5 protein-coding genes are annotated in these 18610 nt (G+C 76.6%); all 5 read right to left on the bottom strand.

All coding sequences use genetic code 11. The annotated features are described in order from the left end of the window. Positions 1 to 12: 12 nt before the first annotated feature. The 5 genes from ACFYZF_RS26455 to ACFYZF_RS26435 are packed head-to-tail and all read right to left on the bottom strand — an operon-like array spanning position 13 to position 18143. On the bottom strand, positions 13 to 5514 hold the full coding sequence (locus tag ACFYZF_RS26455) for an SDR family NAD(P)-dependent oxidoreductase (protein WP_387025189.1): 5502 nt from the start codon (positions 5512 to 5514) through the stop codon (positions 13 to 15). A gap of 14 nt (positions 5515 to 5528) precedes the next feature. Next, entirely contained in the window at positions 5529 to 9050 is a 3522-nt protein-coding gene (locus ACFYZF_RS26450; RefSeq protein ID WP_387025187.1) for an amino acid adenylation domain-containing protein, read from the bottom strand. Next, entirely contained in the window at positions 9047 to 11365 is a 2319-nt protein-coding gene (locus ACFYZF_RS26445) for a lantibiotic dehydratase (protein WP_387025185.1), read from the bottom strand. The genes ACFYZF_RS26450 and ACFYZF_RS26445 overlap by 4 nt, the downstream gene beginning before the upstream one ends. Then, positions 11362 to 14511: a thioesterase domain-containing protein gene (locus tag ACFYZF_RS26440; protein ID WP_387025183.1), complete on the bottom strand. Its 3150-nt coding sequence runs from the start codon at positions 14509 to 14511 to the stop codon at positions 11362 to 11364. Before ACFYZF_RS26440 ends, ACFYZF_RS26445 begins: the two co-directional genes overlap by 4 nt. Beyond that, positions 14508 to 18143 (bottom strand): AMP-binding protein, encoded by a 3636-nt coding sequence (locus tag ACFYZF_RS26435; RefSeq protein ID WP_387025181.1) that lies wholly within the window; start codon positions 18141 to 18143, stop codon positions 14508 to 14510. The genes ACFYZF_RS26440 and ACFYZF_RS26435 overlap by 4 nt, the downstream gene beginning before the upstream one ends. Positions 18144 to 18610: the final 467 nt, after the last annotated feature.

Here is an 18610-nt window from a genome sequence, read left to right as displayed (position 1 = left end):
GTTCCTCGGTGCTCACGCGCGGGGCAGCCGCGGGATGCTCGTGGTCGCCGCCGGGGTGGCCGGCTCGGCTACGGCGGACGCCTCGGCGCGCAACTCCTCGATCCGGACGGCCAGCCCGGCGACGGTGGGCGTCTCGAAGAGGCTGCGCATCGGCAGCCGCACCCCGGTCGCCTTGCGCATCGACGCGATGAGCTGCACCGCGACGAGGGAGTTGCCGCCGAGGGCGAAGAAGTCGTCGTCCACACCCACCACCGGCACCCCGAGCCCGTCGCGCCACACCTGGGCGATGGTGGCCTCCAGTTCGGTGCGCGGCGCCGCCGACCCGCCGGCCTCCACCGTGGCGGTGGACGCGGTCGGGTCGGTCTCCGACTCCAGGCTTTCGGTGGTGACCCGGGCGGCGCGACGCCGGATGTCGGCCACCGACCGGGTGGTGATCACCACCTGGGCGCCGAGGCCGGCGGTGAGGCTGCGCCGGAACGCCTCCGCGCCGTCGACCGGCCGGATGTCCTCGCCGGGGACGTCGGCGGCCGAAGCGGTGCGGGCCGGGGCGGCGTCGGCGGTGAGCCCTCCGGTGACCGCCGACTGGTCCACCCGGCGCAGCACGAAGTCGCTGATCGCGACCAGCTCCCGGCCGGACGCGTCGGTCAGGGTCAGGTCAGCGGTGATCACCTCGTCGGTTCCGCCGTCGCGGTGGCGCAGGTGGCTGTGGAACCGCTGCGGCAGCGGTCCGCGCACCACGATCCGCCCGTACGACAGCGGCAGGTAGGTGCCCGAGCCCTGACCCCGGCCGAACGCGGTGGCCACGTCCAGCAGGGCCGGGTGCAGCCCCCACGCGGCCAGGTCGGCGACGGCCTCGGCGGGCGCCTCGACGAGGGCCAGCTCCTCGCCGTCGGCGAGGTGGTGCTCGGCCAGCGAGTGCCAGCGCGGCCCGAAGGTCAGCATGCTGGTGCGGCCCCGGCCGAACGACGAGTCGTCGTCGACCCGGCGGGACCGGGCGACCACGTCGGCGAGGTCCCGCGCCTGCGGGGCGGGGTCGGTGGTCCAGCCGGCCGCGCCGCGCACGTGGGTGCGCAGCACCCCGGCGGCGAGGCTCTGCACCACGAACTCCGTCGACTCGTCCTCGGCGGCGGTCAGGGTCACCCGGTACTGGGCGACCGAGCCGTCCGGCACCGAGAACGGCTCCAGGAACACCACGTCGCGCAGCTCCACCGCAGCGTCCGGGCCGGGGGCGGGGACGGCGGCGGCCACGGCGGCGCGGACGGACTCCAGGTGGGCGGTGCCCGGCACCACCGGCACCCCGCCGATGCGGTGCTCGTCGAGCAGCCAGTGGGTGGCGGCGCAGACCAGACCGTGCAGCACCGTGCCCTCCGGGCCGGTCACCTTCGTGGTGAGCACCGGGTGGTCGACGGCGGCGGTGACGGTGTCCCGGGTCAGGGCCCGGAACCCGGCCGGGGCGGTGCTCTCCGCCGCCATGCCGACCTCGGCCCAGCCGCCCCAGTTCTGCGACACCACCGGGGCGGACCAGCCGGTGCCCGCGCGGGCGTGCGCGTCGAGGAAGTTGTTCGCCGCGCAGTAGTCGACCTGGCCGAAGCCGCCGATCACGGCGGTGATCGAGGAGCACAGCACCACGAAGTCCAGCGGCAGGTCGCCGAAGACCTGGGCGAGGGCGAGCGTGCCGGCGAGCTTCGGGGCGAGCACCCGCTCGGCCTCGGCCCGCTCCTTGATCTCGGCCATGCCGCCGCCGGGCAGGCCGGCGGCGTGCACGACGCCGTCGATCCCGCCGAACTCGGCCTCGGCGGCGGCCCGGACCCGGCGCAGGTCGGCCGGGTCGGTGACGTCGGCGGCGAGCACCAGCACCGACGCGCCGGCCTCCTCCATCCGGCGGATCGCGGCGATCGCCCGGCCCACCCGGTCGGACTGGCCGGAACCGTGCACGGCGAGGTGGTCGTCCCACTGCTCGCGCGGCGGCAGGCCGGAACGGGCCAGCAGCACCAGCTTCGCCCGGGCCCGCCGGGCGAAGTCCTCGGCGAGGGTGATGCCGATGCCGCCGAGGCCGCCGGTGATCACGTACCGGCCGCCGTCGCGCAGCGCCCCGGGCTCGCCCTCGGCGTCGACGGTGACCTGCTCGTAGCCGGTGACCCAGCGGCGGGCGCCGCGCAGCGCCACCTCGGTGTGTTCCGGGTCGGCCGGGCGGCGCAGCTCGGCGACCAGGGCGTCCGCCCCGGTGGTGCCGGGGTCGGCGTCGAGCAGCCGGACGGTCAGCCCGGGCAGCTCGACGGGGAGCACCCGGACCAGGCCGGTGAGGGTGGCGTGCTCGGGCCGGGTCAGGTCCGCGCCGGTCACGTCGCCGATGCCGGCGGTCACCAGGTCCAGGGCCAGCGAGCCGTCCTCGGCGGTGCGGCCGGCCCCGGCGAGGGCCTGCACCAGGTGCAGGGCGCTGAAGAAGCCCCGGTCCTGGGCGGCCCAACCGGCGGCGATGTCGGTGCCGGTGGGCTCGCCGTCGAGGGCGAAGGCGTGCACCAGCCGCTCGGGCAGGGCGTCGCCGAGGGCGGCGACCAGCGCGTCGTGGTCCTCGCGCACGCCGGGGCGCAGCGCCCAGCCACCGTCGGTGGCGGCGAAGGCGTCGCCGGCGCGTACCTCGACGATCTCGGCGCCGGCGGCGCGCAGGCCGGCGACGAGCGCGTCGCCGCGCGGGCCGTCGGCCAGCACCAGGCAGCGGCCGGGCACGGCGGTGGCCGGCGCGGGCGCGGCCTGACGCCACACCGGCACGGCGAACCACTCGGGCAACGCCCGCGGGCCGGTCTCGGCCGGCGCGGCGGCGGCCTGGTCCTGCGGGTCCGGGTCGACCCAGTAGCGACGCCGCTCGAACGGGTACGTCGGCAGCGACACCCGCCGGGCGTCCGGGTCGGAGCCGGCGCGCACGCCCACGCCGGCGCACCACAGCGCCCCGGCGGCGGTCAGCAGGGCGGCCAGGTCGCCGGCCGGCTCCCCCGGGCCGGGCAGGCTGCCCAGCGGGACCAGCGCCCGCTGCTCCGGCGAGCCCTTGGCGACCTGCATCCGGGCCAGGTTGGCGAGCTGCCGGCCGGGGCCGCACTCGACCAGCGCCCAGGTGCCCTCGGCGAGCAGGGTGGCCACGCAGTCGCCGAAGCGCACCGGCTGGCGCAGGTGCGCCGCCCAGTACGCCGGGTCGGTGGCCTGCGCGTCGGTGATCCAGGTGCCGGAGACGTTGGACAGGAACGGGACCTTCGGCGCGCGCAGCGGCACGGCGGCCATCAGCGCGGTGAACTCGGCGAGGATCGGGTCCATCATCGGCGAGTGGAAGGCGTGCGAGGTGCGCAGCGCCTTGCTCTTGACCTTGCGGGTGGTCTTCAGGGTCTCGGCGAACGCGGCGACCGCGTCGGTCTCCCCGGCCACCACGCAGGTCCCGGGGCCGTTGACCGTGGCGATCGAGACACCCTCGGGCAGCAGCCCGGCGACCACCGACTCGTCCAGCGGGACGGCCAGCATCGACCCGGCCGGCAGCGACTGCATGAGCCGGCCACGGGCGACGACGATCCGCAGCGCGTCGGGCAGGTCGAGCACCCCGGCGACGGTCGCGGCGACGTACTCGCCGATGGAGTGCCCGGCCATCGCCGCCGGCCGGACCCCGACGCGCTGCCAGTGCGTGGCCAGGGCGTACTCGACGACGAACAGGGCCGGCTGGGTGTAGCGGGTCTGGAGCAGCTTCTCGGCTGCCTCCGGATCCCGGTCGAGGATCAGGTCGCGGATGTCCAGGCCCAGCTCGCCCCGGAGCAGCTCGGCGCACTCGTCGACGACGGCGGCGTAGCCGGGCTCCTCGGCGTAGAGCTGCGCGCCCATCCCGGCGTACTGGCTGCCCTGGCCGGAGAGGAGGAAGGCGACCCGGGGCGCGGGCCCGTCGGCGACGCCGGCCTGCCGGCGGCGCTTGGTGCGCAGGGCGGCGACGGCGTCGGGCAGGTCGGTGGCGACCACGGCGACCCGGTGCGCGTACTGCTGGCGGCCCACCCGCAGGGTGTGCGAGACGTCGGCCAGGTGCGCGGCCCCGTCGGGGTTGCCGGCGAGGTGCTCAGCGAGCCGGTCCACGGCGGTCTCCAGCGCGGTGGCGGTCTTCGCCGACACGTGCAGCAGCTGCGCGGGCCGCACCCGCCGGTCGGTGCGGTACGCCTCCGGCGCCTCCTCGAGCACCACGTGGGCGTTGGTACCGCCGATGCCGAAGGAGCTGACCCCGGCCCGGCGGGGCCCGGAGTCGGCATCCCACTTGGTGAGGGTGTTCGTCACGTAGAACGGGGTGTCGGCGAACTCGATCGCCGGGTTCGGGGTCTCGTAGTTGATGGTCGGCGGGATCAGCCCGTGCTCCATCGCCAGCACCGTCTTGATCACGCTGACGATGCCGGAGGGCTGGCTGAGGTGGCCGATGTTGGACTTCACCGAGCCGATGCCGCACCAGCCCCGCTCGTTGGTGTCCTTTGTGTACACCGCCGACAGGGCGGCCACCTCGATCGGATCGCCCATCGCGGTGCCGGTGCCGTGCGCCTCGACGTAGCTGATGGTGCGCGGGTCGATCCCGGCCATCCCGACGGCCTGGGCGACGGCCTCCATCTGCCCGTCGACGCTGGGGGCGGTGAAGCCGACCTTGCCGGCGCCGTCGTTGTTGATGGCGTTGCCGAGCACCACGGCGCGGATGTGGTCGCCGTCGGCGATCGCGTCGGAGAGCCGCTTGAGCAGGGTCACCCCGACGCCGCTGCCCCACATGGTGCCGTTCGCCTCCGCGTCGAACGGCCGGCACCGCCCGTCGGGGGAGGTGAAGCCGTCCATGCCGAGGTACCCGGCGTGCGGCAGCTCGATGTTGACGCCGCCCGCGAGGGCCATGTCGCACTCGCCGTTGCGCAGCGCCTCGCAGGCCAGGTGGAACGCGACCAGGGAGGTGGAGCAGGCGGTGTGCACGGTCAGGCTGGGCCCGCGCAGGTCCAGCCGGTACGACACTCCGGTCGCCACGTAGTTGGGCGAGTTGCTGGTGGCGATGGAGACGGCGTTGTGCGGGTTGCCGCCGATCCGCTTGTTGTGCAGCACGTTGCGGTGGAGGTACGCGGTGCCGCCGGTGCCGGCGTACACGCCGACCGCGCCGTCGTAGCGGCCCGGGTCGTAGCCGGCGTCCTGCAGGGCGGTGTAGCAGGTCTCCAGGAACAGCCGGTGCTGCGGGTCGGTGACCTCGGCCTCCCGGGCGGTCATCCCGAACAGGGCGGCGTCGAACTGGTCGTAGCCGTCGACCAGCGGGGCCTTGTTGACCCAGCCCGGGTCGTCGAGCTCCTCGGGGGTGACGCCCCGGGCGAGCTGCTCCTCCCGGGTCAGCTCGGTGACCGACTCGACGCCGTCGACCAGGTTGCGCCAGAACTCGTACACGTCGGCGGCGCCGGGCAGCCGGGCGGCCAGCCCGACGATCGCGATCGGCTCGATGCCGTCGTCGGCGGGATTGTCAGTTTCGATCGCGTTGTCCATCAGGTCGTCCTTCGTCACGCGGTGCCGCCGGGGCGGCGGGGAGGGATACGTCGGGTCCGGCTGCGGCGGGCGGCGGCCCGCAGCGCGGCGCGGGCCAGTTCCGGTCGGTCGGCCGCGCCGTCGAGGTGGGCGGCGAGGGCTCGGACGGTGGGATGGCGGAACAGGTCGAGCATGGCGATCGACCGGCCGGTGGCGGCGGTCAGCCGGGCGTGCACGGCGGCCAGGGCGAGCGAGTGCCCGCCGATGTCGAAGAAGTTGTCGGTGACCCCGACCCGGTCGCGTTCCAGGACCTCCCGCCAGATGCCGGCGACCAGTTCCTCGGTGTCGGTGAGGGCGTCCGGGCCGGTCGGCAGCGCCACCGTCCGCGCGGGCTCGGCGGTCGCGGCGACGGTCATCGCGCCGAGCTGAGCGGTACGCACGGTCGGCCGGGGCAGCTCGGCGGCGACCTCGCCGGCCGGCGCGGCGGGGGCGGCGGCCAGCGCACCGACCAGGGTGGCCAGGTCGGCCAGCAGCGCGTCGATCCGCTCGGCGTCGAACAGGTCCGGGTTGTGCACCACCTCGACGCCGAGCCGGCCGGCCCGCTCCGCCACGTAGACGGTGAGGTCGAACGGGGAGCCGGGCTTGGGCACCGGCGCGGGCTCGCCGGTCAGCCCGGTCAGCGCCAGCCGGGGCTGGGTGAAGTTGAGCACGTTGAACAGCACCTGCAACAGCGGCGCCCGGGAGGTGTCCCGGCCGACGCCGAGCGCCTCGACGATCTTCTCCAGCGGCGCGCCGGGGTGGGCGGTGGCGTCGTGCAGCTCGGCCGCGCAGCGGTCGACCAGTTCGGCGAAGCTCGCCCCGCCGCCGGTGCGCACCCGCACCGGCACGGTGTCGATGAAGAACCCGACGACGTCGTCGAACGCGGCCAGCCGCCGGTCGGCGACGATCGCGCCGACGACGTGGTCGTCGCCGCCGGTGAGCCGGCTCAGCAGCTCGCCGAAGCCGGCCAGCAGCACCGCCGCGACGCCCGTGCCGCGACGCTCGGCCAGCGCCCGCACCGCCCGGTCCGCCTCGACGGAGAGGGTGACCGCGGCCTCCACGCCGGCGTACGTCTGCACGGCGGGGCGGGGCCGGTCGCGGGGCAGGTCCAGCACGGTCGGCGCGCCGCGCAGGTGCCCGGCCCACCAGGCCACGTCGTCGGCGCCACGTCGGCGGTCCCGCTCGGCCCGCCACACGGCGTAGTCGGCGTACCGGGCGGCCACGGCGGGCAGGGTGGGGGGCGCGCCGGCCACGGCCCGCGCGTACGCGGCGGCCAGGTCGTCGTAGAACACCGCCTCGGACCAGCCGTCGAACACCGCGTGGTGCCAGGTGATCGCGAGCACGTGGGCGGCCGGTCCGAGCCGGTACACGGCGACCTGCCAGGGCGGCCCGGTGGCCAGGTCGAACGCGTGCGCCGCGCCGGCGGCGAGCATTCCGGCCAGCTCCGCCTCCGGGTCCGCCCCGCCGGTCAGGTCGACGACCGGCACCGCCACGTCGGTGGGTTCCTCGCACACCGCGTAGGGCACCCCGGCGGTCTGCGGGATGCGCCAGCGCAGCACGTCGTGTCGCTCGGCCACGGCGCGCAGGGCCGCGCCGAGGGCGGGGACGTCCAGCTCGCCGCGCAACCGGTGGGCCACCGCGATGTTGTAGGGCGCGCTGGACGGGGCGAGCTGGTCGACGAACCACAGCCGGCGCTGCGGCGGGGACAGGGTGGGCGGGTTGCCGGTGGTCAGCCCGTCGCCGGGGTCCGGGGCGGCGGCGGTGATCCGTTCGACGAGGCCGGTCAGGGTGCGCCCGGCGAACACGTCCCGGGTGTCGACGTGCCGGCCCAGCTCGGCCCGGAGCGCGGCGACGAGCCGCATCGCGACGATGGAGTTCCCGCCGGAGGCGAGGAAGTCGGTGTCCGGGCCGGGGGCCGCGCCGAGCAGCCGGGTCCAGGCCCGGGCCACGGCCCGGGTGACCGGGTCGGCGTCGGCCGGCCCACCGTCGGCCACCGGAGCGGGGCGGGCGGCGGCGGCCAGGGCGCGCAGCGCCGGGCGGTCCAGCTTGCCGGTGATCGCGCTGACCGGCAGCGCGGGCAGGCGCACCGTCCGGGCCGGGCGCATCGCGGCGGTCAGCCGGGGCTCGGCGTACGCGCGCAGCGCCGCGTCGTCGGGGGCGTCGGCGGGGGTGAGGAACGCGACCAGCTCGGCGCCGGCCGGGCCGTCGACGGCCTCGACGGCGACCCGCTCGACGCCGGGCAGCCCGGCGAGGACGCCCTCGACCTCGCCCGGCTCGATGCGCTGCCCACGGATCTTGACCTGCCGGTCGGTGCGCCCGTGGTAGACGATCCGCCCGTCGGGGGCCTGGGTGACCAGGTCGCCGGTGCGGTACAGCCGCTCCCCGGGCTGCCCGGAGAACGGGTCGGGCACGAACCGCTCGGCGGTCAGGCCGGGCCGGTCGAGGTATCCGTCGGCCAGGCCGGGGCCGCCGATCAGCAGCTCACCGGTCTCCCCCGGCGGCACCGGGCGCAGCTCGGCGTCGACCACGTACGCCCGGTGGTTGGGCAGCGGAGCGCCGATCGGCACCGGGTCGGTCTCGGTGGCGGTCAGCTCGCCGCTGACCGCCACCACCGTGGTCTCGGTGGGGCCGTAGCTGTTGACGAAGCGCCGGCCGGGAGCCCAGCGGGCGGCCAGCTCGGCGGGTACGGCCTCGCCGCCGCAGAGCACGGTGCGCCAGCCGGGCAGCTCCGCCGGGTCCAGCATGGACAGCACGGTCGGGGTGATGAAGCCCCAGTTCACCTCGTGCTCGGCGACGAACCGGGTCAGCCGGGCCGGGTCGGACCGGTCGTCGGCGCCGAGGAACTGCACCGCGCCGCCGAGCAGCAGCGGGACGAACAGGTCGATGACGGCCGCGTCGAAGCCGAGCGAGGCGATGCCGAGGCTACGCACCGAGGCGTCCGCGCCGGACCGGGCCGCGTAGCCGGTGACGAACTCGACGACGTTGCGGTGGGTGGTGAGCACCCCCTTGGGCCGGCCGGTGGAGCCGGAGGTGAACAGCACGTACGCCGGGTCGCCGGGGCGGGCCGGGCAGGGGTCGAGCGGGGCGGGGCCGGGCAGCGCGACGGTCCGCACGCCCGGCACGTCACCGAACTCGGCCTCGGCGGTGTCGCCGACGACGACCCGCACCCCGGCGTCGGCGGCGATCTCGCGCAGCCGCCGGCGCGGGCCGCCCGGCTCCAGCGGCACGTAGCAGCCGCCGGCGAGCAGCACGCCGAGGACGGTGACCACGAGGTCGGGCCGCCGCTCGCCGCACACCCCGACCCGGCTCTGCCGGCCGACGCCGCGCTCACGCAGCGCGGCGGCCACGCCGGCGGCCCGGTCGACCAGTTCCCGGTAGGTGAGCCGCTCGTCCCACTGGCGCACCGCCACCGCATCCGGGGTCCGCGCGGCCTGGGCAGCGATCAGCTCGGCCAGCGTGGCGTCGGGCCAGGGCAGCGGCTCCCCGTGCGCGGCGCTGATGGACAGGATGTCGGTCACCCGTGTTCTCCCCGGTAGGTGGCTGGATCGGTGATCTGCAGGCGCAGCTCGCTGACGTAGCCGTGCCCGGCCGCGTCGGTGACCCAGGCGTCGGCGGGGGCGGGCAGCAGCTCGCTGACCGTGAGCGAGACGTCCGGGGCGGTCCGGGCGGCGGCGTCGACCATCGCGCACAGCGACTGGGCGTACAGCGGGCCGGTCAGGTCGACGTAGCAGGGCTTGACCTCGGTGCCGACCTTCACGAAGACCCGCTCGGGCAGGCCGAGGCGGTCCCGCCAGCGGCGCACCGCCAGGTACCGCGCGGACTCGCCGGTGACCCCGGCCAGCCCGCTCTCGGCGACGGTGGTCCGCCAGGTGCGCCGGGCCACCACCAGCCGGTCGATGGTGATCCGCGGGGTGGCCGGTGCCGGGGCGAGCAGCTTGAAGCTGTCCAGCAGCAGGGCGCCGAGCAGGTTCGCGAAGACCTCCACCAACGGCCACCGGGCCCCGTCGGGCAGCTCGGCGGTCAGCCGGCCCCCGGTCGCCGCCTCCACCCGCACGGCCGCGGCGGGCACGATCCGCTCGATGTCGGCGCCGCGGGCGGTGTCGATGCCGAGCTGCCGGTCGCCCGGGCCGTCCAGGTGCCAGGTGGTGCGGGTGGTCTGCCGGGGGAAGCTCGCCGGGTAGAGCAGCCGCAGCCGCGCCGGCCCCAGGTCGGCGTCGACGTCGGCGCGCAGCGCCGCCGGGTCGGGGTGGAACGGGGCGAAGACCGCGCTGTCGAACGGCGTGGTCGCCGGGTGCAGCTCGCCGAGGACGAGCAGGAACTCCCCCCGGTTGAGCGCGTCGACGCTGGGCGCGCTGACCTGCACATCCGGGCTGTGGATGCGGGCGGTGGGCCAGCCGGGGGCGGCAGCCGGGAAGAGGGCGTCGGCCCGGGCGGCCAGGTCGGCGCTGCTCAGCCGCAGCTCGGGCTGGTCCTCGGCCACGTCGGCGAGCCCGAACAGCTCGGCCCACCGGGCGGTGAAGCCGGCGCTGGCCGTCGCGACCGGGCCGTCCGGGGCGAGGATCAGCCCCTGGGCGAGCGACCAGATGTCGGCCAGCCGAACCGGCCCGTCGGCGGCCAGTTCGGCGTGCAGCTCGGCGAGGATCCGCTCGCATCCGGCGCCGATCTCGGCGGTGAGCCAGCGGGCGGCCCGCAGCACGATCGCCAGCGGCGCGGCCAGCTCGTCGAGGACGGCCGAGCCCATGGTGAACTCCAGATCCCGCGACGTCTCCTCGTAGACCACGGTGCGGCCGGTGTACATCTGCCCGCCGTTGCGGGTGGCCGGCCGGCCGGTGACCGTGGTGAACTCGGCGTTGAGCGCGGCCAGGGCGGCGGCGAGCCGGCCCGGGTCGCCCGCGGCGGCGGCGACCTCGTCCCGGGCGGCCCGGAGCCGGTCGAAACCGGCCGTCACCTCGGCCCGCACCGCCGGGTCGCCGACCGCCGCGATCCGCTCGGCCAGCACCCGTTCCGCCCGAGGGCTGTTGGGCAGTCCCGCGTCCCAGGTGAGCAGGCCCCGCTCGACCAGCCGGTCGAGCAGCAGGAACCCGTCGGCCGGGCGGCGCAGGCCGGCGTCGCCGTCCGCGCACAGCCGTTCCACCAGGGCCCCGGCCGGGGTCCGGCCGTCGCAGGTGGCCAGCAGCTGGGCCTCCACTGCGGACAGCTCGGTCGGCGGGTGCAGCGGCCGGCGCAGCCGACGCCCGTCGAGGGCCAGGTGGGGCGGCAGCGCCGGGGGCCACCAGCGGCGCACCGCCAGGTCGTCGGCGAGCCGGTCGGCGTACGCCATCAGCGCCCACGCCTCGAAGTGGACCTCACGCCGGGCGGCCAGGCCGGGGCCGGGGGCCAGCCGGGTGTGCGGGCTGTCCGGGTCGAACGTGCCCCAGCAGACCGGCCCGAAGAAGCCGATGGTCTCGGCCTTGCCGCAGTAGCGCTGCCAGTAGCGCAGCACCGCGATCTCCCGCTTGCGGCGGGGCTTGTTGCGGGCGGCGGGGTCGGTGCGCAGCAGCCCGTCGAGGGCGACCAGCATCTCCGGGTTCTGCCAGGTGACCGCCTCGCGCACCAGCGGGTCGGCGCAGATCTCGGCGAGCACGGCGGAGGACCGGGCCAGCGCGGCGGCCAGCTCCTTGTCGTACACCTCGGCGAGGGCCGCGCCGGCCAGCATCGCGTCGGCGGCCTCGGCGGCGTCGGGTGCGGCGAACCGGTCGAGGCCGGCGGCGGGGAAGCCGGCGGTGCGCAGCAGCACGTCCCGCCACACCGACCAGCCGGTGTCGCCCAGCGGCAGCAGATGGTGGCGGTTCACTGCCCGGCCCGCCGCTCGTCGTCGACGATGTGCAGGCGCAGCTCGCTGAAGTAGCGCCGGCCGACGCCGTCGGGCACCCAGGCGTCCCCGGGTGTCGGCAGCATCTCGCTGACGGTCAGCGACACCGCGTCCCCGCCGTCCTTGCGGGCCGCCCGGACCATGGCGCTGAACATCGCGGCGTACGCGGGGCTGGCCAGGTCGACGAAGCAGGGCTTGGTCTCGGTGCCGAGCTTGACGTACACCAGCTCGGGTAGGCCCTTCTCGCGCCGCCAGCGGCGGACGGCGAGGAACCGGTCCCGTTCGCTGGTGACGTCGGCCAGGCCACACTCCCCCACCGTGGTACGCCAGGTCTGCCGGGCCACCACCAGCCGGTCCAGGGTGATCCGGGGGGTGTACGGAGCGGCGGCGACCAGCTTGAACCCGTCGACCGCGTGGCCGCTGAGCAGCCCGGCGAACACCTCGGTCAGCGGCCAGCGGGATCCGTCGCGGGCGGTGGCCACGAGCCGGCCGGCGGAGTCGGACACGGTCAGGTCCACGGTGGGCAGCACCCGGTCCGGGTCGACGCCCGGCGCGGGCAGGAACGCGAGCTGCCGGTCCGTCGGGCCGACCAGCGCCTCGGCGGTGCGGCTGGTGCGGCGGGGCCAGTCGGCCGGGAACAACAGCCGCATCCGGTGCGTGCCGAGGTCCGCGGCCAGCGCCGCACGCAGCCGCTCGACGTCCGGGTGGGACGGGGTGAACACCTGGCAGTCGAAGGAGGGCCAGGCGGCGTGCAGCTCGCCGAGCACGACGGTGTAGTCGCCACGGGCGAGGGCATCGGCGTCGGTGGCGCAGATCTGCAGGTCGGGGCTGTGCAGCCGGGCGCTGGTCCACTCGCTCGCGCGGGCCGGGAACACCTCGGCGGCCCGGTCGGCCAGGTCGGCGACGGACAGCCGCACCTCGGTGCCGCCCGGCGGCAGGTCGGCCAGGCCGAACAGCCCGGCCCAGCGGGCGGCGAACTCGGTGGCCACCGCGTCGACGGGCCGCTCGCCGGTGCCCCAGAACAGGCCCTGCACGAGGAACCACAGGTCGGCCAGCGACACCGGGCCGTCGCCGGCCTCGGCGCGCAGCTCGTCGTACAGCTCGCGGAACGTGGCCCCGTACGCCTGCTCCAGCTCGCCGGCCAGCCAGCGGGCGGCCCGCAGCAGCACGGCGAGCGGGGCGGCCAGGTCGGCCAGCAGCGGAGCACCGAAGGCCACGTCGAGGTCGCGGGCGGTGTCCTCGTAGCAGAGGGTGCGCCCGGCGTACATCTGGCCGGCGCGGCGGCTGGCCGGCTCGCCGGTCAGCTCGGTGAACGTCTCGTCGAGCCGGTCGAGGGCGGCGCGCAGCCGGTCGGGGTCGCCGGCCGCGGCGGCCACCTCGTCGCGGGCGGCGCGCAGCCGGTCCAGCCCGGCCCGGGCGGCCCGGCGGGCGGGCTCGTCGCCGATCGCGTCGATCCGGGCCGCGAGCACGTCCTCGGCGTCGGGGGCGACCGGCAGGGCGGCGTCCCAGGTGATCAGCTCCCGCTCGACCAGCCGGTCCAGCAGCGCGTAGCCGTCCTCGGCGCGGCGCAGCCCGACGGCCGGGTCGGTGACCAGGTCGCGGGCGGGGCGGCGGCCGTCGGCGGCGGCGAGCAGGGCCGCCTCGACGGGGGTGAGGGTGACCGGCGGGCGGCCGGGTCGCAGCACGGACCGGTCCCGCAGACTCAGATGGGGCTGGAGCATCGGCGGCCACCACTGCCGCACCGCGAGGTCGGCGCCGATCCGGTCGCCGTACGCGGACAGCGCCCACGACTCGAACCACACCCAGCGCCGCCGGGTCAGCGCCGCGCCGGGGCGCACCCGGGCGGTGTCGGCCAGCTCCGGGTCGAGGGTGACCCAGCAGCTCGGCCCGAAGAAGCCGACGGTCTCGTTCTTGCCGCAGTAGCGCTGCCAGTACTTGAGCAGGGCCCGCTCGCGGTCCCGGCGGCGCACGTTGCGGGGCGCGTCCGCGCCGCCGGAGGCCAGCCCGTCGAGGGCGAGCAGGGCGTTGCGGTTCTGCCAGGTGACGGCCTCGCGCAGCAGCGGGTCGGCGGCCAGCTCGCTGAGCCGGCCGGCGGTGGCGGTGAGGGCCTCGGCGAACTCCTTGTCGAACCGCTCCTCCCCGCCGCCGGTGGCGATCAGCTCGTCTGCCGCGGCGGCGGCCTGCGGTGCGCCGAGCGCGGTGAGCCCGTCGGCGGGGAAGCCGGTGGTGCGCAGGATCGCGTCGCGCCACACCGACCAACCGGTGTCGCCCAGCGGCACCCGGTGCCCCGCCGTGTCGGCGGCGTCCGTCGGGTCCGCCGCGCCGGCGGCCGGCGACGCGCCCTTCGGACCAGCCGGGCCGTCCGGGGCCGGTGCGGTCCCGTTCGCGCCGGTGACCCGGACGGCGGTCGTGAGGTCGGCGCGGATCGTCGCGGCCAACTCGGGGAGGCGGTCGTGCAGGAAGAAGTGCCCGCCGTCGATCTCGCGCAGGGTGAACCCGGCCGCGGCGTGCCGCTCCCAGGCGACGCTCTGCGCGTGGCTCACCGCCCGGTCGGACCGCCCGCTGAACGCCACGACCGGCACCGGCAGCGGCTCGCCCGGGACGTACCGGTAGCTGTCCACCCGGCCGAAGTCCGCGCGCAGCAGCGGCAGCAGCAGCTCCACCAGCTCGGGGTGCTCCAGCACGCCGGCCGGGAGCCCGCCGCCGTCGCCGAGCCGGCGCAGCAGCTCGTCGTCGTCCACCCGGGACAGCCCGTCGAAGAGGCTGGCGTCGTCGACGTGCGGGGCCCGCGCGCCGCCCACGTACAGCCGCACCGGCAGCGGCCCGCCGGTGCGGCGCAGCTCGCGGACCACCTCGAAGCCGACCCGCCCGCCCATCGAGTGGCCGTAGATCGCGTACGGGCGGTCGGCGCGGGCGGCGATCGCGGCGGCGACCTCGGCGACGGTGAAGTTCGGGTCCTCGCTGATCCGGTTCTCCCGGCCGGGCAGTTGCACCGGCAGCACCTCGACGTCGGCGCCGAACTCCCGCTGCCAGTCGCGGAACGCGCTCGCGCCGGCACCGGCGTAGGGCAGGCAGAACAACCGCACCGGCGCCTGGGGTCGGCTTCCGGCGGAAACGAACCAGTTCACCGCATGCCTCTCTGAGGGGGGTCGATCCAGTACCGCTGGCGCTGGAACGGGTAGGTGGGCAGCCCGGTGCGCCGGACGCCGTCCTCGGGGTGCAGGGCCGCGAGGTCGACGTCCCGCCCGGCCACCCAGTCAGCGGCGAGGTCGCGCAGTTCGCCGGGCGGGCCGGCGACCCGACCGCCGGTGGCGAGCATGCCGCCCGCCGGGGGCAGGGCGCCCGCGGTGGACGGGGCGTCGGCGGCGAGCAGGGTGTCCAGGCCGGCCAGGGCGTCGGTGAGGTCGCCCGCCACGACCGCCGCCCGGCAGGCGAAGGCCCGGCGGCCGAGCGCGAGGGTGCCGGCCACATCGGCCAGCGCCGGGGCCGTGCCGGCCAGGTGCCGCCGCAGCCGGGTCAACGCCGCCCGCAGCGCCGTCGGGGTACGCGCCGACACCGGCAGCAGGTGCTCCGCCGCGTCCGGGGCGTCGGCCGGCTCCACCGGCGGCGGCTGCTCGACGACCACGTGGGCGTTGGTGCCGCCGAGCCCGAACGAGCTGACCCCGGCCACCCGGCGGGCCACCTGCGGCCAGTCCCGGGCCTTCGTCGGCACGTGGAACGGGCCGCCGGCGAGGTCGATCTCCGGGTGCGGCCGGGTGAAGTGCAGGTTCGGCGGGATGACGCCGTGCTGGACGGCGAGCACCGTCTTGATCAGCCCGGCGATGCCGGCGGCGGCGTCGAGGTGACCGATGTTGGTCTTCACCGAGCCCAGCGCGCAGGACTCGGCGGGGGCGGCTCCCCCGTACACCTCGTGCAGGGCGGCGACCTCCAGGGCGTCGCCCAGCGGGGTACCGCTGCCGTGGGCCTCGATGAACCGGACCTCGCCGGGGGCGACCTCGGCGGCGGCGAGCGCACCGGCCACGGCGGCGGCCTGCCCGGTGGGGCCGGGCACCGCGAAGCCGGCCCGGTCGGCGCCGTCGTTGGTGACCGCCCAGCCGGGCAGCACCGCGTAGACGCGGTCCCCGTCGGCCTGGGCGTCGGCGAGCCGGCGCAGCGCGACCACCCCGACGCCGGAGCCGAAGCCGGAGCCGTTGGCGGCCTCGTCGAAGGCCCGGCACCGGCCGTCCGGGGAGGCCATCCCACCGGCGGTGTGCCGGTAGCGCGGCCAGGTCACGTTGACCCCGCCGGCCAGGGCGATGTCGCACTGGTAGTCGGCGAGGCTCTGGGCGGCGACGCAGACCGCGACCAGCGAGCTGGAGCAGGCGCTCTGCACGGCCATCGCCGGCCCGGTCAGCCCGAGCCGGTACGCGACCTGGCCGGGCAGGTGGTCGGTGGACTGCCGGCCGACCAGCCGGGCCTCCCAGTCGTCGGGGTCGACGTCGCCGACGACGGCCGGGTTGTCCATGAGGTGGAACAGGAAGTACCGGTTGGCGGAGGTGGCCGAGTACACGCCGACCAGCCCGGGGAACCGCGACGGGTCGTGCCCGGCGTCCTCCAGGGCCTCCCACGCGGTCTCCAGGAACAGCCGGTGCTGCGGGTCGGTGCGGGCGGCCTCCTGCGCGCCGAAGGCGAAGAAGGCGGCGTCGAAGTCGGCCACCGCGTCGAGCCGGCCGGTGGCCCGGACGTGCCGGGGGTCGGCGAGCAGCCGTGGACCGATGCCCAGGGCGGCCAGTTCCTCGTCGGTGTGGTCGTGGATCGCGTCGACCCCGGCGCAGAGGTTCCACCAGAAGGTGGCCAGGTCCTCCGCGCCGGGGAAGCGACCGGCCATCCCCACCACCGCGATCTCGTCGCCGGTGTACTCGCGGGCGGCGACCGGCGCGACCGGGGGCGGCCCGACCGGGGCGCGGTCGGGCACGGGCGGGGCGTCGACGAGGCGGGCCTGCGCCTCGACCGTGGGGTTCTCGAACAGCCGCAGCAGGGGCGGGCGCACCCCGAACCGCTCGGCGAGGCGCTGCTGGACCACACCGAGCAGCAGCGACTGGCCACCGACGTCGAAGAAGCTGGCGGTGCGGGCGACCGCCGGGCGGCCCAGCACCGCGCACCAGATGTCGTGCACGGCCCGCTCGGTGGCGGTGGCCGGCTCCTCCCCCGCCGGGACGTCCCGGGCCGGGTCGGGCAGCGCCCGCTCGTCGATCTTCCCGGTGACGGTGAGCGGGAACTCGTCGACCACCACGACGGCGCGGGGCAGCGCGTACTCCGGCAGCCGCCGGGCGAGGGCGGCGCGCAGGGCCGCCGGGTCGGGGGGCCCGCCGGCCGGTCGGGCGTACGCGAGCAGCTCGCCGTCGCGGGCGATGGCGCGGACCGCGCCGACGCCGCTCTGGGCGGCGAGGACGGCCTCGATCTCGGTCAGCTCGACCCGGAACCCGCGCACCTTGACCTGCCGGTCGAGCCGGCCGAGGCAGACCAGCTCTCCGCCGGGCAGCCGCGCGCCGAGGTCCCCGGTCCGGTACGACCAGACCCCGCCGGGCTCCCGGGTGAACCGGTCGTCGGCCCGGTCGAGGTAGCCGGGGGCGACGTGCCGGCCGCGCACCACGATCTCGCCGCTCTCCGGGATCTCGCCGCCGGCCGGGATCTCGCCGCCGGCCGGGATCTCGCCGCCGGCCGGGATCTCGCCGCCGGCCGGGATCTCGCCGCCGGCCGGGATCTCGTTGCCGGCCGGGGCGAGGTGCACCTCGTAGCCGGGGAGCGCGGTGCCGATCGGCAGCGGGCCGGTGGCGGCGGGGTCGGCGTCGGCCAGCGGCAGCGCGTACCGGGCGGCGAACGTCATCTCGGTCGCGCCGTATCCGTTGACCAGCACGCAGCCGGGGGCGAACCGGTCCCGCCCCCGGGCGGCGTCGGCGAAGGTGGCCTGCTCGCCGCCGAGCAGCACCGCCCGGACGGCGTCCAGCCGCCGGTCGCCGAGGGCGTCGAGCAGGAACCGGTACACCGTGGGGGTGGAGTGGTAGACGGTGACCCGGTGCCGGATGAGCTGGTCGACGGCGTGGGAGAGGCCGTGCCGGCGCAGGTCGACCGGGACGACGGCCGCGCCGGTGAGCAGCGCCGGGTACAGGTCGGGGATGGCCGCGTCGAAGCTGAACGAGGCGAGCAGGCTGAGCCGGTCGTCCGGGCCGACGGCCAGGGTGTCGATCTGGTTGTCGACGACGCGGGCGAGGTTGCGGTGGGTCTGCCCGACCGCCTTCGGCAGCCCGGTCGAGCCGGAGGTGAACAGCACGTACGCCAGCGCGTCCGGGTCGACCGGGGTCGGGCGCAGCGGCGCGGGGGCCACCGCGTCGGTGGTCAGCACGGCGGTGCCGGGGCGGTCGGCGGCGAGCCGGGCGGCCAGCTCCCGGTGTTCCGGGGCGGCCAGCGCGGTGCGTACATCGGCGGCGGCGAGCATGTGCCGCAGCCGGTCGACGGGGAAGCCCGGGTCCAGCGGCACGTACGCGCAGCCGGCGGCGAGCGTGCCGAGGAGCGCCGCGACGGTGGGCGCGCCGTGCGGGGTGAGCAGGGCGACGCGGTCGCCGGGGCGGACCCCGGCGGCGGCGAGGAGCGCGGTGTGCCCTCCGGCGGCGGCGGCGAGGTCGGCGTAACTGACCGCAGGGCCCTCGCCGAGCATCGCCGGACGGGCCGGAACCTCGGCCGCGAGGCGGGCGAATCGATCGATGATGGCGTGTTTTTCCATGTCAGCGGGCGCGGGTCGCAACACCGTCGACGGGCGCGCGGCATCCGGTCACTGTGATCACGATCCCCCCCCAGGACTACACAATGGATGCAGCATATGGGCCTACAACCGGCCGGCAAGATCATCGATTGGAGTCGGACCGAAGAGCCGACGACGCCCGCCCGGGACGGCCGGAGAGATTCACCCGATCAGTCCTCTAGCGCGTAGAGGATCTTGGATTTACGGGTGCAGCCGCAGCAATTTTGCGGCCAAAATCCCCGCTGACCGGGGGTTTTCCATGCGGCACGTACTGAGTGGCAGCTCAGAAGGGCCCGCCGGCAGGGGCCAGCGCCGCCGGATGACAATCGCACATCAGCCGGAGCTGTCCATAGTGCGGCAATTCGGACGAGGCCTTGCCACACGGATAGATGAATCCCTATCCTCACGGTGGAAAGCGCTTTCCAGGCACCCGCGGATCGCCCCGGCGG

Origin of the sequence: Micromonospora sp. NPDC001898, assembly GCF_042891255.1 — a bacterium.
In the GTDB taxonomy this organism is placed as follows: domain Bacteria; phylum Actinomycetota; class Actinomycetes; order Mycobacteriales; family Micromonosporaceae; genus Micromonospora.
This window is presented reverse-complemented; position numbering and strand designations above follow the sequence as displayed.

Bases quoted from the DNA above. Each gene is read 5' to 3' on its own strand.
- ACFYZF_RS26435 (WP_387025181.1), bottom strand. From the start codon at position 18,143: ATGGAAAAACACGCCATCATCGATCGATTCGCCCGCCTCGCGGCCGAG.
- ACFYZF_RS26455 (WP_387025189.1), bottom strand. From the start codon at position 5,514: ATGGACAACGCGATCGAAACTGACAATCCCGCCGACGACGGCATCGAG.